Source organism: Polynucleobacter sp. MWH-Creno-3A4 (genome assembly GCF_018881885.1).
Taxonomy (GTDB): Bacteria; Pseudomonadota; Gammaproteobacteria; order Burkholderiales; family Burkholderiaceae; genus Polynucleobacter.
Map to the genome: position 1 here is coordinate 988,757 of NZ_JACXSA010000001.1, position 22,314 is coordinate 1,011,070.

Genomic DNA, 22,314 nt, shown 5'->3' on the forward strand with positions numbered 1-22,314 from the left:
ATGACTATCGCCTACGCTTGTGTCCTCTTCATGGGATTATTTCCTTATGTGGCTGCGGGAATTGCCAAAAAAGGTTTTGATAACTATGACAACAGCATGCCAAGGCAGTGGCTCGCTAAACAAACGGGCTTTAGAGCGAGAGCCAATGCTGCCCAAGCCAATCTCTTTGAATCACTCCCACTCTTTTTTGCTGCCGTAATCATTGCTGGCATCAACCATGCACCACAAGCCAGAATAGATGTATTGGCCCTGAGCTTTGTGGCAGCCCGCATTGCGTATTTAGTTTGTTATATTGCCAATTGGCCAACTACCCGATCGATTGTTTGGTTGGCTGGGCTTGCTTGCGTAGTAGCGATCTTCTGCCAGATGTAAATTTCAAAATCAATTCCATACAAAGATAAACTCATGACGACGCCGACAAAAAAAGTAGCCAGCAAGAAGACTCCTGCGAAAAAGGCAGCAGCTAAGCAAGTCGCCGTAAAAAACGCTCCTGTTAAGAAAGCTCCAATAAAAAAAGAGGATGGTGGCTTACCTCTGTCTGTAGTGATTCGTCGGCGCATCCAGGCGCAAAAAGCCCGCTTTCATGCGAATGACAATATCTCGCAATTTATTCAACCCGGTGAGTTAGAGGGCTTGATGGAGGAGGTGGCCCAGAAGATGGAGGCTGTCTTAGAAAGCTTGGTGATTGATACGCAAAGTGATCACAACACCAGAAATACTAGCCGTCGTGTTGCCAAGATGTATGTGCAAGAAGTATTTAATGGCCGCTATGTGGAGCAGCCTACCCTAACCAAGTTTCCCAATGTAAGCCGTTTAAATGAGCTGATGATCATTGGCCCAATTACCGTTCGTAGCGCTTGTTCTCATCATCTATGCCCCATCATGGGCCGGATCTGGATTGGCGTGCTACCAAGCAAGGCCTCAGCCCTGATTGGTTTATCAAAGTACTCTAGGTTGACCGAGTGGGTAATGTGCAGACCACAGATTCAGGAAGAAGCCGTGGTTGAATTAGCGGACATGCTGGAGAAAAAAATCAAGCCGATTGGTGTAGCCATTGTGATGGATGCAGATCACTTCTGCATGCAGTGGCGCGGTGTCAAAGACCGCGACTCAAAAATGGTGAACAGTGTGATGAGAGGTGCATTCTTAAAAGACTCCAATTTGCGCCGTGAGTTTTTATCTTTATTGGAAAAGCGTTAATCAAATACCAATGAGCATTGGTAAATATCTTGCTTCAGTATTTTCTTTGGCGCTTGCTTTAGGTCTTATCGCTTGTGGCGGCTTTCCGACGACACATCCAGATGCCACTAAAAATACTCCAGCCAATAACAAGGCAGACCTTAAAGATTGTGCGCAATCCTATCCAGAGACTCCCGATGGTGTTTATCTCAAAAATCGCATTGACTGTATGAAGCTCAAGGGTTGGCAATAAGCTATCTGGCCGGAGATTTTGCGTAAAGAGATTGAGATTATTTGCTTGAGAACAATTCTCAACTATAAAGCTATATAAATCAGATACTTACGCTATCACTAGCAAGTCAAATTCTTCTCCACTATGATCGCTTTAGCTTTATAGGTGCATACCAGTTGCACGTCATTCACTGTTTTATTTTTTGGAGAATCCATGAAAAATAGTCGTCGCCAATTTATGATTTTGTCCGCTGCTGGTGCTTGCACCTTGGCTTTGAACGGTAAAGTTCAAGCTCAAGCAATGGTTGCTGAAACTGATCCACAAGCTGCTGCATTGGGTTACAAAGCAGATGCTTCAAAAGTAGATAAAGCAAAGTTTCCTAAATATGCGGCTGGTCAACAGTGTTCAAACTGTGCATTGTTCCAAGGCAAAGCTGACGCTGCTGCTGGCGGTTGCGCATTGTTTGCTGGCAAGCAAGTTGCCGCTAAGGGCTGGTGCTCAGCTTACGCTAAGAAGGCTTAAGTTAAAAAACACTGAGGCTTCAACACTTCAGGCAATAAAAAAGACTGCTGCGGCAGTCTTTTTTATTAAGCGCTTCATAACAGTGATAGTGATTCGCTGTGGACTATTATGATTCATCAGAACAGCCATTTAATACAAGTCTAGAAATCGATCAAATGAGGAATACGATTCAATACCTGATCCAGCGTTATGCCTTTTATTTTGGCGGAGATCAGCCTTTTGTAAGTTGGGCAGAGCGGTTGCGTTCTTCTGCTGGCGCTTTAGTGGGTCTCATGTTGGTGATGACGGTTGCCAAGCTATTGGGTGAGTTTGCGGGCATTGATGAATGGCTGATGGCTTCTCTTGGGGCAAGTGCATTGCTAGTATTTGCGCTGCCAGGAAGTCCGATGGCTCAGCCTTGGGCAGTCATTGCTGGAAATACGGTGTCAGCATTGATTGGAATTTCAATCGTGATCGTGGTTCCCGAACCGCTATTGGCAATGCCTATTGCTGCTAGCTTGGCGATTTTGGGAATGTTTATCTTGCGTTGCCTGCACCCGCCAGCTGCTGCAGTTGCATTAATTGCGGTCTTGGGGCATGTGACTCACTACCGCTATGCTTTTTTTCCAGTGATGGTCGATTCAGCTATGTTAATTATTGCAGGTGCTATCTACAGTAATTTGACTGGCAAAGCGTACCCCAATAGACCTCAGTAATTATTAAGATCTATTGCGCCTTGCCATCCAGAAGCTGTACTTTTATTTTATTTTTGAAGCTGCAATCGAGGCAATACAGTCTTTAATGCCGTAGTTATGATACTTGCCGGCATTTTCTTTTTTGAGAGACTGGGCACATTCATTTACAGAGTTGCGTACGTTAATTTTTGGCACATTGTTACTTGTCATTTTTGGCTCCTATCAGTGTTGTGGGTACGTTTCAAAAAGCTTGGTATAGCTTTCTTGAAGTAGTGGATTATAAAAATCTTGATGCCAAACTTCAAAACCATGAAAGCCCATGGGTAGCCGCCCTGTTTTCTCTATCCAATACTGGGGATCCATCTCTAGTGAAAATTTAGCTGCAGTCAGGGTTGAACATGCATGAAAGTGGGGATCGATTGCACCCCAATAGCCAAAAAAGGCATCTTCCATGAAAAAGGTTTTGCTAATGTGATTTGCTTTGCGTTGGAGCAAATCAAGGCTGCTTGCAATCTTACGCAGTGAGAGGCCGCCATTGCCAACATGGAAACGTTTTGCATTGATTTTGATGGGCCAATGATTAAAAGCAAAGCGGTATTCTGGAAAACCACTCTTCCACGGCGCACCGTAGTAGTCGAAACCTTGATCGCAAAACTGGAGTATTTGATTGCTGAGTAAGAAAGCATCCAGTTGGTATATGAGCAAATACTCATAGTGATTCGCAAAGGGTTGATAAAAAGCAGTTTGAAGGACTAAATTGTTATAGCTTTGTACGCTGGCAAAATGCTCTGGCGAGAAGCGCTGTACTTGCAGCTCTGCCCACAATTCAAGGTAATACCCAATATCTAAGCCCTCTGGACAAACTAGGGTGACGTTCTGAACCTCTAAGACCCGCAATTGGAGTAAGGAAAGCAGCTCTGCTTGGCTGGGCCTGCTCTTATAAACGGGCACAACGGTCACATAGCGCTGGAGAGGGGTTGGAGACATGTCTGGGTGGGCTTCTCTATCAATATTCGACTGATGGGCTAGCTTAACAGGGTAGATGAGGGGGAAATTAGTCCGCTTGGGCCTTACAATAGGGCTTATTTTGTCAAAATACTTAATCTGTGAGTGATATTACGCTAACCACCCAAAACACCCAGGTAATCCCCGTGATTTTGTGTGGCGGTTCTGGCACTCGGCTTTGGCCTTTATCTCGGGCGGGCTTTCCAAAGCAGTTCCTAGTACTTTCTGCCGACGAATCGAAGCAGAGTCTTTTTCAGCAGGCCATTGAGCGGGTCCGCTCAGTGGCAACCCAAAACATTACTCTTGGAAAAACCTTAATTGTCACCAATGAGGAGCATCGCTTTCTGGCCCTCGATCAACTGCGTGAACTCAAAGATTTGCAGGCAACACTATTGCTAGAGCCTTCTGGCAGAAATACTGCCCCAGCATTAACCTTGGCTGCTTTGTATGCTCAAGATCAGGCGCAACGATCTGGCGATCACTCTGCAAAAGATCCTATTTTGGTTGTAACGCCGGCAGATCAAACGGTTACCAATTCTGCTGCATTTACAAAAGCATTGGCTAAAAGTATCGAGATTGCTCAAACGGGCGCAATTGCCATTTTAGGTATTACCCCAACTGCACCAGAAACTGGGTACGGCTACATCAAGACAAAGCATGAAGCAAATCAAGAAACTAAGCATCAGCAAGATGATGCTTTTGTTGTAGAGCGCTTCGTAGAAAAGCCGAATGAAGCAACTGCTAAACAGTACTTACAAGATGGTGGTTACTACTGGAATGGTGGTATGTTTGTGCTTAAGGCCAGCGTTTGGTTAGCCGCTTTAAAAGAATTTCGTCCTGATATTTTTGGGGCTACAGAAACTGCGTGGGTAGGCAAGGCTGAAGATTATTCTGGCGATGCGACTTTTATCCGCCCTGATAAAGAAATATTCAAGACCATTCCGAGTGAGTCGATTGACTATGCCGTCATTGAGAAATGCCCACGCAACGCTAAGTTCCCTATCAAGATGGTTGAGCTTGATGCCGGCTGGAATGACTTGGGTGCTTGGGATGCAGTATGGCAAGTAGGCAAGCAAGACCAGCAGGGCAATGTCACGAGTGGCGATACCTTATTGACTAACTCTAAGAACTCATTGATTCATGCAAGTAGTAGACTAGTGAGTGCCGTGGGAGTGGAGAATCTTATCATCGTAGAAACTGCTGATGCAGTGTTAGTGGCCGATAGAAAAAATAGCCAAGACGTCAAAAACATTGTCGGTCAACTCGAAGCGCAAAAGCGTGAGGAAAAGAATTTACATCGCAAAGTATCTCGTCCATGGGGTTGGTATGACAGCGTCGATGAGGGTGAGCGTTTTAAAGTAAAACGTATTCAGGTAAATCCAGGCGCTAGCCTCTCCTTGCAAATGCATCATCACCGCGCAGAACATTGGATTGTTGTTAAGGGTACTGCTGAGATTACCAATGGCGACAAAGTACTCATCCTGACGGAAAACCAAAGCACCTACATTCCACAAGGTCAGACCCATCGCCTAGCCAATCCAGGGAAAACGCCTTTAGAAATTATCGAAGTGCAATCAGGAAGCTATCTTGGTGAAGACGATATTGTGCGTTTTGAAGATACCTACGGCAGAAATTAAAAAATCAGTTTAAATATCACAAAGAGTATATGAAATGACCCAAAAAATGACCAAGCAAAAAGTTGCGCTTATCACTGGTATCACCGGCCAGGATGGCTCTTACCTGGCCGAATTTCTTTTAGAAAAGGGATACGTTGTTCACGGCATTAAGCGTCGCGCCTCATCCTTTAACACTGAGCGCATTGATCACATCTACCAAGATCCGCATATCAATCATCCGGATTTGGTTTTGCACTATGGTGACTTAACTGATACAAGCAATTTAGTGCGCATTATTCAAGAGTGTCAGCCTGATGAGATTTATAACTTGGGTGCGCAGTCACACGTGGCGGTTTCTTTTGAGTCTCCTGAGTACACGGCTGATGTTGATGCGATTGGCCCATTGCGTATGTTGGAAGCTATTCGTATTTTGGGTTTGGAAAAGAAAACCCGTTTTTATCAAGCTTCCACATCTGAGCTTTATGGTTTAGTGCAAGAGATCCCGCAAAAAGAAACTACTCCCTTCTACCCAAGAAGTCCTTATGCAGTAGCAAAGATGTACGCATACTGGATTACCGTGAACTACCGTGAGGCTTATGGCATCTATGCGTGCAACGGTATTTTGTTTAACCATGAATCTAAGCGTCGTGGTGAGACTTTCGTAACTCGCAAAGTGACACGTGGCCTTGCCAATATTGCTCAGGGCCTTGAGAAATGCTTATACATGGGCAATATTGATGCCTTGCGTGACTGGGGTCATGCCAAGGACTATGTCCGCATGCAATGGCTTATGCTTCAACAAGATAAGCCGGAAGACTTTGTGATTGCGACTGGTGTGCAATTCACTGTTCGTGAATTTATTATCCGTAGCGCCAAGCAACTAGGCATCACTCTGAAATTTGAAGGCAGCGCCGAAAATGAAAAAGCGATTGTTGCTAGCATCGAAGGTGACAAAGCTCCGGCGCTGAAAGTGGGTGATGTGGTTGTACAGATTGACCCGCGCTACTACCGACCTACTGAAGTAGAAACCCTCTTGGGTGATCCTACAAAAGCCAAAGAGAAATTAGGCTGGGTTCCAGAAATTACACTCGATCAAATGATCGTCGAGATGGTGGCGAATGACTTAGACCAAGCTAAGCAGCATGCACTCTTGAGTAAGCATGGATTCTCAGTGGCAGTTGGTAAAGAGAATTAAAAAGAAAAAAGAAGATAAAGAAAAATCAAAAACGTGAGTAAAGATCTGAAGCAAGATTTCAGCCAAAAGATTTATGTTGCAGGACATCGCGGTATGGTGGGTTCAGCTATCGTGCGTAATCTGAAGGCACAGGGCTACACCAATATTGTTGCCCGCACTCACGCTGAGATGGATTTGACAGATCAGGCGGCAGTTAAAACTTTTTTTGAGCAAGAAAAACCTGACCAAGTCTATTTGGCTGCTGCAAGGGTGGGGGGTATTCATGCGAATAACACTTACCCAGCTGAGTTTATTTACGATAACTTGATGGTTCAAAATAACGTCATTCACCAAGCTTTTCTGAACGGCGTCAAAAAACTGTTGTTCTTGGGATCAAGCTGTATTTATCCAAAGCTAGCCCCCCAACCAATGAGCGAAGACGCACTCCTCACAGGGAAGCTCGAGCCAACCAATGAGCCATATGCTGTTGCCAAGATTGCCGGCATCAAGATGTGTGAAAGTTATAACCGTCAGTATGGTCAATCACATGGTGTCGACTATCGCTCAGTGATGCCTACGAATTTGTATGGCCCAGGTGACAACTACCATCCTGAAAATAGTCATGTCATTCCGGCACTCATTCGAAGATTTCATGAGGCTAAAGTTGCTAATGCGCCTGAGGTGGTGATTTGGGGTACTGGGACTCCAAGACGTGAGTTCTTGTTTGTGGATGACATGGCTGCCGCTTCAGTGTTTGTGATGCAGCTCGATAAAGCGACTTACGATACTCAAACTCAAGCTATGCAAGGCCACATTAATGTGGGCTATGGTAGTGATATCACCATTAATGAATTAGCGCATGCAGTTGCCAAAGCGACAGGCTATGCAGGCAATATTGTTTTTGACTCTACGAAACCAGATGGCGCCCCTAGAAAGTGGATGAGCTCTGAGCGTTTGAATAAACTAGGTTGGTCTCCAAGAGTTAATTTGGAGAAAGGTTTGAAGATGTCCTATACAGAATTTATTTCTCCCTAGATCATATTGTTTCCTCAATATTACGATGGGCATTATTTATAAGAAATCAATTATGATCCCGCGCCTAAATAGTAGTGCTAATACTTTAGCGAAAAACCCAAAAATTCCTAACGCACTGGTGTGGATGCAGTGCGTTATTTTTGCGATGCTTTATGCGGTATGGATGCTTTATGAATTGCTATACCTGCGCAGAATTTTGTTGATCACTGGAGCTTTGCTTGCTCTCTACCCTATTTACCAATGCCGTGCATATTTTTTTCAAAAAAGGGCAATCCCACTTTGGCTTATGCTTGGGTTCTTTTTTTGGGCCCTTTTTCACCTTTTGTTCTTGACTCATGATTACCCTGCACAGCTAATGGAATTAAGGCGTATATGGAAGTACGCTGGTTTGGGGGCTATTCTAGCGTTTGGTTTGGGATTATCATTGGCAGGCCTCGGTAGTCAACAAAGAACTTTTTTTTGGCCCGTCATTTATATGGGTATGAGTTTACCGGTACTTATTTATTTGCTCAAATATTGTTTTACAACATACGCGTCATATTGGGACCTGCATCCGCTAGCCTATATGCAAATTAATTTTAATGACCAATCTGCTTACTATATTCCTAAGACAGATTATATTGCTTTTTGTTTGCCTGTCCTTGCAATCTCCCTGGGGCAAATTCATAGGTCATTAACGAAAAAGTTACGCATACACTTTAAGCAGAGCTCAGAAATTCTTCTATATTTAATTTTGGTTTTTTCTACCCTTTTCCTTTTTTATGTTCAAAATACAAAAAATGGAATTATTTATGCCACCCTACTTATTGCACTTTTTTTCGCTTTATTGCTGCGAAACGCATCCTTGCTTAAATTTTGGCATAAAACTTTCTTATTTATATTGGCTGTATTTATATCGCTAAACTTCTTATATCTGCATATTCAGAAAAATGATTCCTGGCGAACCTTGATCGCGGATACTAAAGTAGCCTTTCAGTTGGAGCAATATCCGCACTGGAAATATGCAGGTGAACATGGATATCCCAATAATGAATATGGAGAAGTAGTTTCTATTACTAACTATGATAGAGCTGCATGGTTTAAGGTTGGTCTGCAATTAGCGGCTAATAATCCTATGGGCTATGGTTTAGTGGAGGATTCTTTCAAAAGAATGGTTAAATCTAGATGGCCAGAAGCTAGCCCTAAACTTTCACATAGTCATAGTGGCTGGCTTGATTTAATTCTAGGCGTAGGGGTGCCAGGTTTTTTTTGTATATTCGGCGCCTTACTTTTAAGCATCAGGCAAGCTGACGGAATTGTGGAGCCCTGGAGGTCAACGGTATTCTGGGCTTTAATTGCCAATCTTATGCTATGGATAACTACTGAGGTAGCTGCTACAACCTCTTTTTCTTGCCTTATTTTTTGGATTTCCCTCTCATGTGGTTTAACCTTGATGGGTGGGGATCAAGTAAAGGCTAATCAAGGCCTTAATAATGAAAAATAGACAAAGAGTAAATACTGGCTTCAAAGGGCTTTACTAGATATTAGATTTGAATTAAGGAAGTCTTTAGGGTAGCTAGAGTCTTATAATAATTATCATTCCTATAAAGGATAATGGCTCCCTAAAGATAAGAACAGCGAAGCAAATGATCAATAAAAAACCCAAGTATTTTATCCTCGACGTCGATGGGGTAATGACTACCGGCCATTTTTTTTATACCTCTAAGGGCAAGGTTATGAAAATATTTGGCCCGGATGACAATGATGGCCTCTCTTTGTTAAAAAATAATCTTGAAATTCGATTTGTTACGGGAGATAAAAAAGGTTTTTCAATTTCTCACAAGAGAATTGTTGATGATATGAAGTTTCCTTTGGAGCTCGTTAGCACTATTCGTAGGGTTGATTGGATTAAAGAGCGCTATGCTCTTGAAGATGTGATTTATATGGGTGATGGAATATTTGATCACTATGTTATGCGTGAAGTCGGTTATGCCATTTCTCCATTTAATGGAGATAAGCTTGCCAAGAAGCATGCTGATTTTGTAACTGAAAGATCCGGCGGTGATAGAGCGGTTGCAGAAGCCTGCTTACACATTATGGAGAAATTTTTCACTCCGTTTAATCCCAAAGCCTTACCGGATTCTCAAATTAAGCTTTCTGGGGAGTGGACAGTGTGATGCATAAAAGACTTAATACTTTTTTAAACAAAAAGCGATGTACTTTATTGGGCGTGGGCCCAATGAGTCGAAATTGTGTAGACGCAGCAATAGAGCTTGCTAATGAACATGAAGCGCCGCTATTGCTGATTGCTAGTCGTCGTCAAATTGACTCTGAAGAGTTTGGGGGCGGTTATGTCAATAACTGGACTACTCAAGAGTTTGCGAAGTACGTTATTGATAACGACCAAAAGGGAAAGATCTTATTGGCTAGAGACCATGGTGGTCCATGGCAGAGCACTAAAGAGGTTGGTGATAGTTTAAGTCTACGTAGGGCGATGGACTCGGCTAAATTATCTTATTTACGAGATTTAGAGGCGGGCTTTCAGGTGCTTCATATTGACCCTAGCGTTGATATTCATAGCTCTCCAAATGTTGATGAAATTTTAGATCGAGTATTTGATTTATATGACTATTGCTGGACCCATGCTCAGCGCTTAGGCCGCGAAGTGATTTTTGAGGTGGGCACCGAAGAGCAAAGTGGTAGCACTAACACTCAAGAAGAGCTTGATTACACTCTTAATGAGTTACTCAAGTTTTGCAGAAAAAATAACATTCCCCAGCCTTCATTTGTCGTGATACAGACGGGAACTAGAGTGATGGAGACGCGAAATGTGGGCTCATTTGATACGCCCCTGAGGGTGACAAATGAGTTACCTGCTGAGATTCAGGTTCCAAAAATGATTGAAATTTGCAATCGCTATGGAATTATGATGAAGGAGCACAACACCGATTACTTATCAGATGAAGCGTTGCAATGGCACCCTAGACTGGGAATTCATGCGGCCAATGTCGCCCCTGAATTTGGAGTGGCTGAGACATTGGCCTTGCTTGATATTTTGGAAAATAATAACCTGCAAGATTTGGCGGATGATTTTTTAAAGATTTCTTACGATTCTAAGAAGTGGGAAAAGTGGATGCTAGATCAATCTACGGCGAGCGATCGAGATCGTTCGATTATTTCTGGACACTATGTATTTTCTAAGCCGGCATGTGATGAACTTAAGGCAAAGGCAAGAAAAGATCTGGCTAAAAAACAGATTGATCTTGATTTGTTTTTAAAAAATGAAGTTAAGAAAAGTATTTTCCGATATATGAAAAATTTTAGAATGGCAGGAGTTTAAATTGGCACGCGTTGCGACAATTATCCTTAATAGAAACCTTCCAGAGGTAACGGAGCGTTTATACGATCACCTTAAAAATTTCGATGGTGATTCTAATGATATTTATATCGTTGAGGCGGGCTCTGATTTATCCAAATTAAGCAAAAACAGTTCATGGCACGCCAACTGGGATGGGGCTATTCAACATGGGCTACGTTATGGGCGAGGTATGAATTTCGGCTTAAGCCAGCTCTGGAAAGAAGATAAGTTTAAAAACTATGACGCATTCTTCTTGCTTACTAATGATACTGAGCTTCTGCAATTGCCGACTGTAGCTCCCTTGATGAAAATCATGGATGAGCATCCTAAGATAGGAATTTTGTCGCCTTGTTGTGAGCATTGGGGTGAGAAGTTGCTCTTGGAGAAAGAGCAAACTAAATATTTTTGGTTTATTCATAACAACTCCTTTTTATTGCGCAGAGAATTCATAGAATCTATTTGTAATATCAATAAACCAGATTTTATGAATTTTTTATTTGATGGTGAAAATTTCAGAGGGTATTTGAGTGAATCCGAATTAATTGCCAAGGCCTATGCAAATGATTGGGCCGCTGCCATTACCTCTACAGTGTGGGCTGGTGAAAACGAGTCATATTTAATTAATCAGGCTGATCTCATTAATACGGAAGACTATCAAGAAAATCTTCGGTTATATGTTTCTGAAGGAAAAGAATGGCTGCGTAACAAATATGGATTCAATAGTCGTTGGTCTATGCAGCAATACGTTAAATCTTTTTATGACAAGTTTTTTGAGTTTCATCCCGAATACAGTGATTATAAAATTTAATATTTAAATAATTTAAGGATTGAAAATGCAGGTTATTGAAAAGCCCTGGGGGCGCGAAGAGGTTATTGAAATTAACGATAAATACATGGTCAAGAAATTAACTATGTGGGCTGGCCATCGCTGTAGTTTGCAATACCATAATATTAAAAAAGAAACGATTTATGTACTTTCAGGCGTTTTAAAGATTATTCAAGGCCTAAGTCAAGATCAGTTGATAGAGAAGCTATACTATGCTGGCGATACCATTACCATCGCTCCTGGATTGATTCACCGGATGGAAGGTGTTGAGGACAGTGTGTATTTGGAGGCATCGACACCTGAGATGGGCGATGTTGTCAGACTGATGGATGATTATCAGCGGGCTCAGTAATGAGTTACAAAGTCTGTATCCCTACTGCGGGAACTGGTTCCAGACTGGGCGGTCTGACCCGTTATCTGAATAAATCATTAGTTGGCATAGCTAATCGCCCCACAATTTGTCATTTAATAGAGCAGTTTCCCCCAGAGGCAAAGTTTGTAATTGCGCTTGGCTACAAAGGCCATCTTGTCCGCGAATTTCTGGGGCTTGCTTATCCCGATCGACATTTTGATTACTCGCAAGTAGATCTATACGAGGGGGAGGGTTCGGGCTTAGGATTAAGTTTGCTTGCCTGTAAAAAGCACCTTCAAGAACCCTTTGTTTTTATTTCTTGCGATACTTTGGTTGATGAATTTATTCCTCCGCCAAACAAGAATTGGATGGGGTATTCCAATGTTCACTATCTTGATCCCTATAGAACTTTAGAAATTGCAAATGATCAGGTTATTGAAATCTGTGAAAAAGGGGTGGGAAGGTTTCCTAGTTGCAAACCCTATATTGGGTTGGCAGGAGTCGCTGATTACAAAGCATTTTGGTCGGAAATGGAGTCAGGTGGGAAAAAAGCAATTCAAACTGGTGAAGCTTATGGCTTGCGAGCGTTATTACCTAATGGTATTGAAGCTAAATCGTTTACGTGGCATGACACTGGAAATACTGATGCCTTAAATAAAGCTAAAGAATATTATCGCGAGCAAGACGAGCCCAATATTTTAGAAAAAGAGAATGAGGCAATTTGGTTTATAGGCGAGCATGCTGTCAAATTTTCAGATGATAAAAAATTTATAACAAATAGAGTAAGGCGAGCAAAGGAGTTGGCTGGATTTGTCCCAAACATTACTGGAAGTGGCGAAAATATGTATCGCTATGACAAGGTGGAAGGTAGAGTTTTTTCCGATGCAGTTAATTTGCCCATGTTTGAAAAATTATTAGATTATTCAAAGCAGTTTTGGGAAATTAAAAGCCTAAATGAACAAGAGCACATATCTTTTAAAAATTTATGCAGGGACTTTTACCGAGATAAAACATACGAGCGTGTTGAATTATTCTACAGGAATTTCTTAAAAAAAGATGGCATGGAAAGTATTAATGGCATAGAGATGCCAATGCTAAAGGACTTGCTCGATGAAGTTGATTGGAATTGGATTTCAGACGGGTTGCCTGGGAGATTTCATGGAGATTTTCATTTCGAAAATATTCTATGGTCGCCTTCCTGTCAGAGCTTTACCTTTTTAGATTGGCGGCAAGATTTTGGTGGGGATATCTCGGTAGGCGATATTTATTATGATTTTGCCAAACTTCTACACGGCTTGATTATTAGCCATGAGTTGATTGCTAAAAATTTCTATAGCATTCACTGGACAAACTCTGAGATTAACTATGATTTTTTAAGAAAACATGTGCTAGTTGAGTGTGAAAAATATTATGTTAAATGGCTAAAAAATAAAGGTTATGACGCTAGAAAAATTTGGATATTAACTGCCCTGATCTTTCTAAATATTTCTCCGCTTCACCATAATCCATACTGTCTATTGCTATTTGCGCTAGGTAAATCTTTACTCAAAAAGGGGCTGGAGTCAAAATGAAATTAATTGAACGTACATATGATGTGATTACTGGAAATAAAAATATGGAAGACCTTCATACGGATTTCAATTTCCCGGTATTTATGGGGTGCGTTGATCATTCTGAAGCTCAGGATATTCGTGCAGAGCAAACATGGCAGATAAATAAGGAAACCGGAGTATTGCAGTTAAAAAAATTAATTCCACTTGATGTTCTGTATCAGTCCCAGCATGCGGGTGCTGTTGGCTCACTATGGATGGAGCATCATCGCGAATTTGCAAAATTTTTAGCGCAATTTTCACCATTATCTGTATTGGAGTTGGGCGGAGCCCATGGCATACTTTCGCTTGAATATGCTAGTTATCGAGAGATCCCGTGGTCAATTTTAGAGCCAAACCCAGCGCCAGTTTTTGGCTGTAAAGCCAACTTCATTAAAGGTTTTTTTGATGAAAAATTCAAGTTCACGAAAGAGTTTGACGCAATTGTTCACTCACATGTTTTTGAGCATATTTACGATCCTGATATTTTCATGGGGCTGTTATCTGGATTTATGAGTGATGGAAAAAAATTAATTTTTTCTTTACCAAATATGGTTTCAATGCTGGAAAGAAACTATACAAATTGTATTAATTTTGAACACACCGTTTTGCTGAACGAGGAGTATATTAATTTTTTATTAGCTAAGCATGGTTTTAAGATAATTAAAAAGGAATATTTTAAAGCTGATCATAGTATTTTTTATTCAACGGTAAGGGATTTAAGAGTTAAGCCAATACAACTAGCAAATAACCTCTACGATAAAAATAAAAAATTATTTTTAAATTATATTAATAATCAAAAAAATTTAGTGTGTGAATTAAATGAAAAAATTAAAAAATCCAAGAAAAAACATTTTTTATTTGGCGCACATATTTTTTCTCAATTTTTGATGGAGAGAGGCCTTAATGTCGAGTCTATAGAATGCTTACTTGATAATGATTCCAAAAAACATGGCCGAAGACTTTATGGTACAAAACTTCTTGTTAAATCTCCAATAGTTTTGAAAAATTTGGACAGCCCGGTGGTTATTCTAAGGGCTGGCGTTTATAACGATGAAATTAAAAAAGATATCTTGATGAACATAAATCCAACAGTTGTCTTCATTTAGAAAGGTAAGATGCTTTTTAAAAAAATAGCAATAATTACATCTACGGATTTTATACTCAAGGGGCTAAGTTTTTTAGTCCTTCCAATTTATTTGGGGTGGATGTCAAAAGCTGATTTTGGTGAGTATGGATACATATCTACTGGACTTGCCCTGATGTCACCAATAATCAGCATTGGTCTTTACATTAATCAAATTAAGGAAGAAGCTAGCACTACAAGAAAAAATGTGAGGGGAGACATCTTTTCTTCAACCTTTCTTTTTATTCTTATCTATGTTTCATTATTCCTTCTATTAATAAGTTTATTTAATCTTGACTTCTTTGCCATGGATCAAGTATTCGGTGTAACGCATGGCATAAAAGAGAAGAGTCTAGTTTTTGATGTCCTTATCTTGGTGATGACGCTTAACTTGATTATTTATTCGAGCTTGGTAAGTTCTGATAGCAATACAAATATTGCAAAATACAATTGCATTAAATTTTTAGTGCAAAATTCTATTCTTCTTTTAGTAATTTATATTGGCATTTTATATATTGACACCTCCTATACGCGCTTGTTATGCCTGCTTTTTGGGGAGATCGTTATATTGATGCTAACTTCGGCAATTTTTTGTAGAAAGCTCTATTCCTTTAGGATTGATTGGGCATATATTAAAAGAGCGCTATTAGTAGGCGCCCCGGTGGTGCCTGGAAGCATTGCTACAATCTTTTTATCTTTAAGTGACAGATATTTTTTGACGCATGCATTTAGTTTGGAATATGTTGCGGAGTATAACCTCGCTGTGCAATTTTTATTGCCAGCTCAAACGTTAATGGTGGCAGCCCAAGTATCTTGGGCCTCCCATGTCTATGGTTTAGAGTCAAACCATAGGGCGCGTCATGAAACATGGATTTTCATTAAAAAATTACTAAAAATTTATCTTTTAGTAGTTCCGGGCCTGTTTTTAATTGCGGTGCTGGGATTTTATTTTTCTGTTATACCCAGTGTATACAATGACCTGCCTTTATTAATTATAATATTGTCTATCCCAACAATTGGAATAGCTTTACTGCAATTACCATTTAATTTATTTATCAGAGTAGAGAACTCAATATCTATCACCTACATCATGATATGGGCGGCGAGTATTAGCATTGCTTTGGGGTCATTCCTAATACCTGAGTTTGGGTTTTATGGGGTTGCCATCACTGGTCTTGCAGTAAGTATATCTTCACTGGGGTTGAGTTTTTTTCGTGTAAGACATTTGTACAAAAGCGTGTAATGACCGACCAGAAAATTACAGTTTTTGCTAATTTTTACATAGATACCGAGGAGCGATTCCTTAGGCTAAAAGACTCTTTTTTTTCATTGAATCATCGGTCTATAAGTCAATGGGTAATTAATATTCGCGGCAGGTATTCCCAGGATGTTGTGAGTTTTTTAAGAAGTGAACTAGGTCAATTGCTTTGTGCTAGCGAATTGAATACGAATGATGGGTGGATGCGAGATTCGCTGAAAATTGTTGACCAAGTGCAAAATCAGTATTTATTTTTTTGGATAGAAGATCATCTGTTTATTAAAAGCACACATGAATTTAAGAGTCTTATAAGCGACATTTATGCTTCTAAAGTTGACTACATTGGTTACTCTTGGTTTGGACAGGGAAAATTTTTAGAGGAGTTTTCAGATATACCTAAAGAGGAATTTGATAATTTGTATTCTATTTTCTACTCCACCGCAACAAATAATATAAGACAGAAAAATTCATTGAATACTATCGGGTCTTATTCATATATTATTTCTTGTTGTGGTATTTTCCGAAAAGAATTTTTCATAAAATTACTAAAAGTAGATAAGCCCTTTTTACCTAGGTGGTCTAAATTTACCCCATTTAATTTTGAAAAACGATGGGATGACACTTATATCCTACCAATTAACTATGGTGTTTTAAAGCGGGAGTTATTTGTTTCTGTAGATGATGATAATTGGCATCCGGGCTCATGCTTGATTTCCAGGGGTTTATATCCCATGAGAATTGGAAGGGATGAGTTGCTTAAAATTCGTGAAAAATCAATAGACTGTTCGGATAAAAGCTTCTTGCGGATTTATCTAAAGAGAATTCCAGGGGCTTTACGTGCGCATTCATTTTTAAAAAGAATAGGTTATTTTTTTGAATAATTTTACTAGTAAGCAGAATTTTATTATTTTGATTTATGTTGCAATATTGAATGTAGTTTTCAATAGACTTTTTATTGATATAAATATAGCAATACTATATTTGATAATCTGCTTGGCTGTAATTTTTTACTCCAATATTCTCAGTATTTTGCCTTTCATAATTTATCCCTTTATGTACTTATTGAGGGCTCAAAATCCAGAAAATTTAGCTTTAGTTCTTTTGCCGGAAATAACTGTTATTGCATCATGCGTTTATTTAGCCCAACAGTTTTGGAATACAAGGGCTGGCTTTAAATTAAGTCCCGAAATTCGTCTTTTAATAATTTATGGAATTTTAATATTTTTTATTAATATATATCATGTAAATAATATTTTATATATTCCAATTATATTCAGGCAGTATTTGCTCCCAGTCATATTTTTATTTCTATATGTAGCATATAATAACCTCCCCGGTAAACAGAACTCATATATCGATGGAATCTCCTCAAGTATTATTTCATTTGGGATGATTTCGTTAATCTCTCTATTTGTAATGTTGGAGATATTGCGTATCCCAAGACTAATACCTGAACTTTTCCCATATCTTAATTATTCCGCAGATTTCACAGCCGTTGAGGTTAAGGCCTTAGGTTACGATACTCACGAATTGAAGGCGTTAGTAGAGAGTAATGCCGGTCAGATCAAGGCTTTAAGCCATGAAACTGATACTCACGAATTGAAGGCGTTAGTAGAGAGTAATGCCGGTCAGATCAAGGCTTTAAGCCATGAAACTAGTCAGATGGAGACCTTGGGCGGTAGCAATCGTACATTCAAGGAGCTTTTAGACGCAGGACTCATGCAATCAACTAGGTATATTCCATTTATTGGATGGGTTTTCCGGTTAAATGTTTATGCGGGCGGAGTAATTGGATCGGCTGGAGCGATGCTTTTTGCTATAGGCCTTATCCCATTATTAAATAGAAGCTTTTTTACACGCGTTTACATATTCCCCTCTGTTGCATTGCTTGTTTCAAGTGTGTTGACTATTTCTGTGTCAATTTTTGTCCCTATTGGGTTATTTTTATTTCTACTCTCTTTGAAATTTTTAAGGGCTAGACATTTTATTATTTATGTAGCACTTTTTTTAATATTCTTATTTTTTATGTCTGAAGTAAATTTGTTTGTAGATAAATCTCCCTTAGATTACATAATGAGTAGCTCGGTAAATCTGATGGCTGACTACTTTAACGCCATTGATATGCAAAAATTTCTTGTTGGAGTTGGCCCCGGAATCTTTAATAAACACTTCTATAATTTACCTACAAACTTCATAAGTGATGTAGGTATTTTCCGTATATTTATTGAGAGCGGAATCCTTGGGTCTGCTCCATTCTTTCTATTCCTGGGAATGCTAGTTTACAAGGCAATATTGATTTGCTTAAAAGATAGTCAATATTACTTCTTGCTGCTTTTATTAGGTGTTTTCATGTTATTGATTCATGGCAATACAACTTCTTTACCTCCGTTTTACATATTATTTGCAGCAGTAGCGGCTGGCATTCTATCGCTCTACAATACAAAGTATCCTAGATGAGTATTAGTTTTAGTATTTTAATTTGCACAAAAAATAGTCAGCGATTATTAGCTAAAGTTTTTGATTCTATTTTTGAGCAATCATCCTTCCATTTGGTCCAGCAAATAATAATAGTTGATTATGAGTCTAATGATTCAACCAAAGAATTAGCTCGAGATTATTGTGTACAAGCCAAATTTAATGATTTGTTGATACTGTCATGTCCTTTACCAGGCAAGGGGGCTGCATTGGTTATGGGGCTCAATAATGTTCGTGCAAAATATTGTATTGTTGTCGATGATGACAATATTCTTTTTCCAGATTTTATTGAAAAAGCAGCATCTTATTTAATTGCAAAGCCTTTAATAGGTTGCATTGGATCCCGCGGTGAATTGGATGCTAAATTATATTCACCAGATTGGTTTAGGAGCCACATGGGCGCTTATGCTATCGGCCTGCCAGAGAATCATGAAAAATTAGATTGGGTGTGGGGCGCTTGCTCAATTATCAATATGGATGCTTGGAATCGTTTGCAGTCCTCAGATTTTCATTTTCTTCTCAATCCCGAAAGGGTTAACTCTAGTACCCCCATTGATATTGGTGGCGAAGATGTTGAGCTAAGTTTAGCCATTCGAATGATAGGGTACCGAGTGGTTTGGTTGAATGAACTTCGCTTTATTCATTCATTTCAACAGTCTCGACTAAGTGAGGCTTATTTCCTAAAAAATAATTTGGGCGTTTGTAGATCAGCTCCAATTCATTCTATGTATAGATTATTAACTTACAAGAGAGATGATCGCTTACCTTTCTTAAAGTGGTCCTTTGGAGTCTTTAAAAATCTAATTGGGTCCATCTTAAGGATCTGCAAATACGCTTTTGCTGGAAATATTTTTGAATGTCAATTTCACTGGACTGTTTTTAAGGGAATCTTGGGTGGTTATTTAGTAAGCGCTCCAAGATTTGGGAAAATTTTTAACTCCTTACGGGCCTTAAAAAGTCGGAGTGAGATTACTTCTAGGGAATTATTTTGATTCATCGCCCATTGCTTACAATTATTACCAGCAACCTCAATTCAGGTAAGCAGCTTCATAAAACTCTTTCTGCACTTCAGAAACATAAACCATCAACCGTAGAATATATCGTTATTGATGGGGGGTCTACTGATTCATCTTTTGATGCTATTAGAAATTTTTCTGAGGTAGTTGATCGCTATGTTTTCGAGCCTGACAGAGGAATTTACGACGCATGGAATAAAGGCATCGCCTTGGCTACCGGTTCTTATATTTGTTTTTTAGGTGCGGGAGATTTTTTCGAGGATGGGGCCTTAAGTGATATTCTAGATTGTGTTGCAAAGAATCCAACGCTTGATTTTGTCTCTGGAAGAGCCATGATTGTTGATGATTGCAATTTGCCCATCAGGCTTGTTGGCAGAGCATGGGAGTGGAGAACATTTCGACGACATAGTGTGGTAGCTCACCCTGGCTCGCTCCATTCTCGTAGACTCTTCAATAAGTACGGATTATATAATGCCGACTATAGGATTGCTGGCGATTATGAATTTTTACTTCGTAGCGGAAAATTTTTACAAGCAAAGTTTCTTGATAGAACTATAGTTCGAATGTTGGATGGTGGAATTAGCCAGACTAGCAATGGTGGCTCTAGAGAAGAGCTAGATGCCAAAATAAAAAATCATGCTGTTCCAAGTTTAATTGCATATGTTGATTTATGCATATCCTTCGTTAAGCAGTGGGCACGACATAAATTAACTTTACTCTTTACTAGAAATTTCTCAAAATGAAAATTCTTACTGTAAATTTGTCTATCGATACTCAGGCTGGAGGGGGGACGGCTGAGCGAACCTATCAATTATCACGATGGCTTGCTAAAGAAAATTGTGAGTGTACTGTTTTAACTCTGGATGATGAACTTAGTTTAGATAGGGTTGGTAAGCTATCTGGCGCCTCTTTGATCGTCCTCCCATGTCTGTGGAGGCGATTTCATTTGCCATATGGTGGATTTGGCCTGGTTGGGAAATTGGTGCGTAAATCTGATGTTATCCACTTAATGGGGCATTGGAGCGTACTTAATGCTTTAGTTTGCTTTTATGCCGTAATGTATAAAAAGCCATACGTTGTATGTCCGGCTGGAGCATTGCCAATATTTGGACGCTCTAAATTGTTAAAAATATTTTACAATTTTTTATGTGGGAAGGCTATTGTTCAAAGAGCCTCAGGGTGGATTGCAATCACGAAATTGGAGTGTGGCCATTTTGAGTCTTATGGGGTTGATCGAAAAAAAATCATTATTATTCCTAACTGCATCAATGAAAAGGATTTTTCTTTACCAGAGAACTTTTCTGATGAAGTTTTGAAGGGTCCCGCCCCCTTCATGCCATATATTCTTTTTATGGGCCGTCTTAATCTAATAAAAGGCCCAGACCTTTTATTAGATGCCTTTATTAATGTTTGTGAACTGTATCCTCAATTTCATTTGGTTTTTGCCGGGCCTGACAATGGAATGAAAACCTTTTTATGTAGCCAGGTAGTAAAACACAAATTGCATGGTAGGGTTCATTTTATTGGCAATGTTGACGGAATAGCCAAGGTTTTGGCGTACAGAAATGCCAGCCTGCTGGTTGTTCCGTCTCGACAAGAGGCCATGTCAATAGTTGCAGTTGAGGCAGGAATTTGTGGAACTCCAGTATTGCTAACCGATCAGTGTGGGTTGCAGGAAATTCGAGAAATCTCTGAGGTATTAGAGATTCCCGCTGCCTCTAAAGCTATAGCGGATAGTCTAAAAGTCTTATTGGCTGATGAGGCGCTCTTGAGAAGTATTGGTTTAAGCTGGAAGGATGTTGTTCAAAAGCAATATAGGTGGGGAAAAATAATCCACGTGTATTTAGAGTACTTTGAGCAAGTGGTCCTGAATAAGCATATTTCAAAAGATGTATATTTATGAATGATTTAGGTAATCTGAATATTTGTATTACTGGTGCAAATGGATTTATTGGTAAAGCCTTAGTAAAAGAGATTGGGCGCAGAGCACGTTCCATCAAGGTTCTAACTAGAAAGCATAAAGTAGATTTTCCTGACTATATAAAAGTAGTAGTGGGAGATTTGTTGGATGAAGACTTTTCACCTGCCGATTTTTTGTCTAATTGCCATGTTTTAATTCACTGTGCCGGGGAAAAAAATAAAGAAGAGCTCATGCATGCTACTCACGTCGATGGGACGGCCCGCCTAGTTAATGGCGTCTTGGTTGAGGCTCAAAGGACTGGTAGGGTAATTCATTGGGTGCAACTTAGCTCTTGTGGGGCATACGGCCCACCTGTAGGCGGATCGATAACCACCGATCGTTTTGTTGACGAAAATTCTCCGCTAAGGCCAGCGAGCATCTATGAGAAAACCAAGGCTGCATCCGACCTCCTGTTAATTAATGCATGCCAAAATGAAGCAATGTCTTGGACTATTTTAAGACCCTCAAATGTAATTGGTGAGGGAATTCAAGGATGTCCTATCATGCGTTTAATCAACACTATTCGAACGGGACGCTTTTTCTTTTTGGGGAAGCCTGGTGCCGTTACAACTTACGTTCATGTAGCTGATGTTGTTAGGGCTCTATTGCTACTAGCAATAGACGATAGAGTAAAAAGTCAAATTTACAATATTTCCAGTGACTGTAATTTAGAAGTTCTAGTGGCTAAAATTGCTCAGATCTTGAGGTTACCAAATCCAAGAATACGTCTGCCAGCAGCTTTAATTAGGATGCCTCTAGGACTTATCGGGTGGTTTTTCAAAAGATGGCTTTATATTCCAAAACTAAATGCCCTAGTTATTCGTACGCATTATCCCTCTGTAAAAATACAAAATGACCTTGGATTTGAATTTACTCTTCCGTTTCCTGATGCTTTAGAGAGAATGGTGATGCGTTGATGCCTAAAAGGAGCTTTAGTT

At 39.8% G+C, this 22,314-nt stretch carries 24 protein-coding genes; 22 read left to right on the forward strand and 2 right to left on the reverse strand.

What is annotated here, in order from left to right; translation table 11 throughout:
* From IEN92_RS05050 to IEN92_RS05070, 5 genes are all read left to right on the forward strand, one after another.
* Positions 1–372, forward strand: coding sequence for an MAPEG family protein (locus tag IEN92_RS05050; RefSeq protein ID WP_216161206.1), 372 nt, complete (start codon positions 1–3; stop codon positions 370–372).
* A 33-nt stretch (positions 373–405) separates the two neighbouring features.
* Positions 406–1,200, forward strand: a complete 795-nt coding sequence (gene folE, locus IEN92_RS05055) for a GTP cyclohydrolase I (RefSeq protein WP_216161208.1) — start codon at positions 406–408, stop codon at positions 1,198–1,200.
* Positions 1,201–1,210: 10 nt separating this feature from the next.
* Positions 1,211–1,432 (forward strand): hypothetical protein, encoded by a 222-nt coding sequence (locus tag IEN92_RS05060; protein WP_216161211.1) that lies wholly within the window; start codon positions 1,211–1,213, stop codon positions 1,430–1,432.
* Between the two features lie 192 nt (positions 1,433–1,624).
* A complete protein-coding gene (locus tag IEN92_RS05065) occupies positions 1,625–1,933 on the forward strand; it encodes a high-potential iron-sulfur protein (protein ID WP_215375254.1) in 309 nt (102 codons plus the stop codon).
* Between the two features lie 155 nt (positions 1,934–2,088).
* Complete coding sequence (locus tag IEN92_RS05070; RefSeq protein WP_216161214.1) at positions 2,089–2,628, forward strand: HPP family protein; 540 nt, start codon at positions 2,089–2,091, stop codon at positions 2,626–2,628.
* 42 nt (positions 2,629–2,670) lie between these two features.
* Here IEN92_RS05070 and IEN92_RS05075 read toward each other — a convergent pair whose 3' ends face one another.
* Together IEN92_RS05075 and IEN92_RS05080 are read right to left on the reverse strand one after the other, a co-directional pair.
* Complete coding sequence (locus tag IEN92_RS05075) at positions 2,671–2,817, reverse strand: hypothetical protein (RefSeq protein WP_216161215.1); 147 nt, start codon at positions 2,815–2,817, stop codon at positions 2,671–2,673.
* 12 nt (positions 2,818–2,829) lie between these two features.
* The gene (locus tag IEN92_RS05080; RefSeq protein ID WP_216161218.1) at positions 2,830–3,594 is read right to left on the reverse strand and encodes a DUF5672 family protein; all 765 of its coding nucleotides are present in this window, start codon (positions 3,592–3,594) and stop codon (positions 2,830–2,832) included.
* 119 nt (positions 3,595–3,713) lie between these two features.
* On the opposite strand from IEN92_RS05080, the gene IEN92_RS05085 reads away from it, so the two are divergent.
* From IEN92_RS05085 to IEN92_RS05165, 17 genes are all read left to right on the forward strand, one after another.
* On the forward strand, positions 3,714–5,249 hold the full coding sequence (locus tag IEN92_RS05085; RefSeq protein ID WP_370623868.1) for a mannose-1-phosphate guanylyltransferase/mannose-6-phosphate isomerase: 1,536 nt from the start codon (positions 3,714–3,716) through the stop codon (positions 5,247–5,249).
* A gap of 34 nt (positions 5,250–5,283) precedes the next feature.
* Positions 5,284–6,423, forward strand: a complete 1,140-nt coding sequence (gene gmd / locus IEN92_RS05090) for a GDP-mannose 4,6-dehydratase (RefSeq protein WP_216161220.1) — start codon at positions 5,284–5,286, stop codon at positions 6,421–6,423.
* A 45-nt stretch (positions 6,424–6,468) separates the two neighbouring features.
* On the forward strand, positions 6,469–7,437 hold the full coding sequence (locus IEN92_RS05095; RefSeq protein WP_216162204.1) for a GDP-L-fucose synthase: 969 nt from the start codon (positions 6,469–6,471) through the stop codon (positions 7,435–7,437).
* A gap of 52 nt (positions 7,438–7,489) precedes the next feature.
* Complete coding sequence (locus tag IEN92_RS05100) at positions 7,490–8,920, forward strand: O-antigen ligase family protein (RefSeq protein WP_216161223.1); 1,431 nt, start codon at positions 7,490–7,492, stop codon at positions 8,918–8,920.
* A gap of 142 nt (positions 8,921–9,062) precedes the next feature.
* A complete protein-coding gene (locus tag IEN92_RS05105) occupies positions 9,063–9,593 on the forward strand; it encodes a hypothetical protein (protein ID WP_216161226.1) in 531 nt (176 codons plus the stop codon).
* 62 nt (positions 9,594–9,655) lie between these two features.
* Positions 9,656–10,756: a class II D-tagatose-bisphosphate aldolase non-catalytic subunit gene (locus tag IEN92_RS05110; protein WP_216161229.1), complete on the forward strand. Its 1,101-nt coding sequence runs from the start codon at positions 9,656–9,658 to the stop codon at positions 10,754–10,756.
* A 1-nt stretch (position 10,757) separates the two neighbouring features.
* Positions 10,758–11,582 (forward strand): hypothetical protein, encoded by an 825-nt coding sequence (locus IEN92_RS05115; protein ID WP_216161232.1) that lies wholly within the window; start codon positions 10,758–10,760, stop codon positions 11,580–11,582.
* 25 nt (positions 11,583–11,607) lie between these two features.
* Entirely contained in the window at positions 11,608–11,952 is a 345-nt protein-coding gene (locus IEN92_RS05120; RefSeq protein WP_216161235.1) for a hypothetical protein, read from the forward strand.
* Positions 11,952–13,523, forward strand: a complete 1,572-nt coding sequence (locus IEN92_RS05125; RefSeq protein WP_216161238.1) for a phosphotransferase — start codon at positions 11,952–11,954, stop codon at positions 13,521–13,523. Before IEN92_RS05120 ends, IEN92_RS05125 begins: the two co-directional genes overlap by 1 nt.
* A complete protein-coding gene (locus IEN92_RS05130) occupies positions 13,520–14,650 on the forward strand; it encodes a class I SAM-dependent methyltransferase (RefSeq protein WP_216161241.1) in 1,131 nt (376 codons plus the stop codon). Before IEN92_RS05125 ends, IEN92_RS05130 begins: the two co-directional genes overlap by 4 nt.
* Positions 14,651–14,659: 9 nt before the next feature.
* Positions 14,660–15,910, forward strand: a complete 1,251-nt coding sequence (locus IEN92_RS05135; protein ID WP_216161243.1) for a lipopolysaccharide biosynthesis protein — start codon at positions 14,660–14,662, stop codon at positions 15,908–15,910.
* On the forward strand, positions 15,910–16,806 hold the full coding sequence (locus tag IEN92_RS05140) for a hypothetical protein (protein WP_216161246.1): 897 nt from the start codon (positions 15,910–15,912) through the stop codon (positions 16,804–16,806). Before IEN92_RS05135 ends, IEN92_RS05140 begins: the two co-directional genes overlap by 1 nt.
* Positions 16,799–18,382, forward strand: coding sequence for a hypothetical protein (locus IEN92_RS05145; RefSeq protein WP_216161249.1), 1,584 nt, complete (start codon positions 16,799–16,801; stop codon positions 18,380–18,382). The genes IEN92_RS05140 and IEN92_RS05145 overlap by 8 nt, the downstream gene beginning before the upstream one ends.
* On the forward strand, positions 18,379–19,392 hold the full coding sequence (locus IEN92_RS05150) for a glycosyltransferase family A protein (protein WP_216161250.1): 1,014 nt from the start codon (positions 18,379–18,381) through the stop codon (positions 19,390–19,392). The genes IEN92_RS05145 and IEN92_RS05150 overlap by 4 nt, the downstream gene beginning before the upstream one ends.
* Entirely contained in the window at positions 19,389–20,159 is a 771-nt protein-coding gene (locus IEN92_RS05155) for a glycosyltransferase family 2 protein (RefSeq protein ID WP_216161254.1), read from the forward strand. The genes IEN92_RS05150 and IEN92_RS05155 overlap by 4 nt, the downstream gene beginning before the upstream one ends.
* The gene (locus IEN92_RS05160) at positions 20,156–21,319 is read left to right on the forward strand and encodes a glycosyltransferase (RefSeq protein ID WP_216161256.1); all 1,164 of its coding nucleotides are present in this window, start codon (positions 20,156–20,158) and stop codon (positions 21,317–21,319) included. Before IEN92_RS05155 ends, IEN92_RS05160 begins: the two co-directional genes overlap by 4 nt.
* Positions 21,316–22,293, forward strand: coding sequence for an NAD(P)-dependent oxidoreductase (locus tag IEN92_RS05165; protein WP_216161258.1), 978 nt, complete (start codon positions 21,316–21,318; stop codon positions 22,291–22,293). The genes IEN92_RS05160 and IEN92_RS05165 overlap by 4 nt, the downstream gene beginning before the upstream one ends.
* The last annotated feature ends 21 nt before the right edge of the window (positions 22,294–22,314 follow it).

Coding starts and splice junctions, on each gene's coding strand:
- IEN92_RS05105 (WP_216161226.1), top strand. CDS start 9,063: ATGATCAATAAAAAACCCAAGTATTTTATCCTCGACGTCGATGGGGTA.
- IEN92_RS05050 (WP_216161206.1), top strand. CDS start 1: ATGACTATCGCCTACGCTTGTGTCCTCTTCATGGGATTATTTCCTTAT.
- IEN92_RS05110 (WP_216161229.1), top strand. CDS start 9,656: ATGAGTCGAAATTGTGTAGACGCAGCAATAGAGCTTGCTAATGAACAT.
- IEN92_RS05160 (WP_216161256.1), top strand. CDS start 20,156: ATGAAAATTCTTACTGTAAATTTGTCTATCGATACTCAGGCTGGAGGG.
- IEN92_RS05100 (WP_216161223.1), top strand. CDS start 7,490: ATGATCCCGCGCCTAAATAGTAGTGCTAATACTTTAGCGAAAAACCCA.
- IEN92_RS05120 (WP_216161235.1), top strand. CDS start 11,608: ATGCAGGTTATTGAAAAGCCCTGGGGGCGCGAAGAGGTTATTGAAATT.
- IEN92_RS05140 (WP_216161246.1), top strand. CDS start 15,910: ATGACCGACCAGAAAATTACAGTTTTTGCTAATTTTTACATAGATACC.
- IEN92_RS05165 (WP_216161258.1), top strand. CDS start 21,316: ATGAATGATTTAGGTAATCTGAATATTTGTATTACTGGTGCAAATGGA.
- IEN92_RS05060 (WP_216161211.1), top strand. CDS start 1,211: ATGAGCATTGGTAAATATCTTGCTTCAGTATTTTCTTTGGCGCTTGCT.
- folE (WP_216161208.1), top strand. CDS start 406: ATGACGACGCCGACAAAAAAAGTAGCCAGCAAGAAGACTCCTGCGAAA.
- IEN92_RS05075 (WP_216161215.1), bottom strand. CDS start 2,817: ATGACAAGTAACAATGTGCCAAAAATTAACGTACGCAACTCTGTAAAT.
- IEN92_RS05070 (WP_216161214.1), top strand. CDS start 2,089: ATGAGGAATACGATTCAATACCTGATCCAGCGTTATGCCTTTTATTTT.
- IEN92_RS05125 (WP_216161238.1), top strand. CDS start 11,952: ATGAGTTACAAAGTCTGTATCCCTACTGCGGGAACTGGTTCCAGACTG.
- gmd (WP_216161220.1), top strand. CDS start 5,284: ATGACCCAAAAAATGACCAAGCAAAAAGTTGCGCTTATCACTGGTATC.
- IEN92_RS05150 (WP_216161250.1), top strand. CDS start 18,379: ATGAGTATTAGTTTTAGTATTTTAATTTGCACAAAAAATAGTCAGCGA.
- IEN92_RS05135 (WP_216161243.1), top strand. CDS start 14,660: ATGCTTTTTAAAAAAATAGCAATAATTACATCTACGGATTTTATACTC.
- IEN92_RS05080 (WP_216161218.1), bottom strand. CDS start 3,594: ATGTCTCCAACCCCTCTCCAGCGCTATGTGACCGTTGTGCCCGTTTAT.
- IEN92_RS05130 (WP_216161241.1), top strand. CDS start 13,520: ATGAAATTAATTGAACGTACATATGATGTGATTACTGGAAATAAAAAT.
- IEN92_RS05065 (WP_215375254.1), top strand. CDS start 1,625: ATGAAAAATAGTCGTCGCCAATTTATGATTTTGTCCGCTGCTGGTGCT.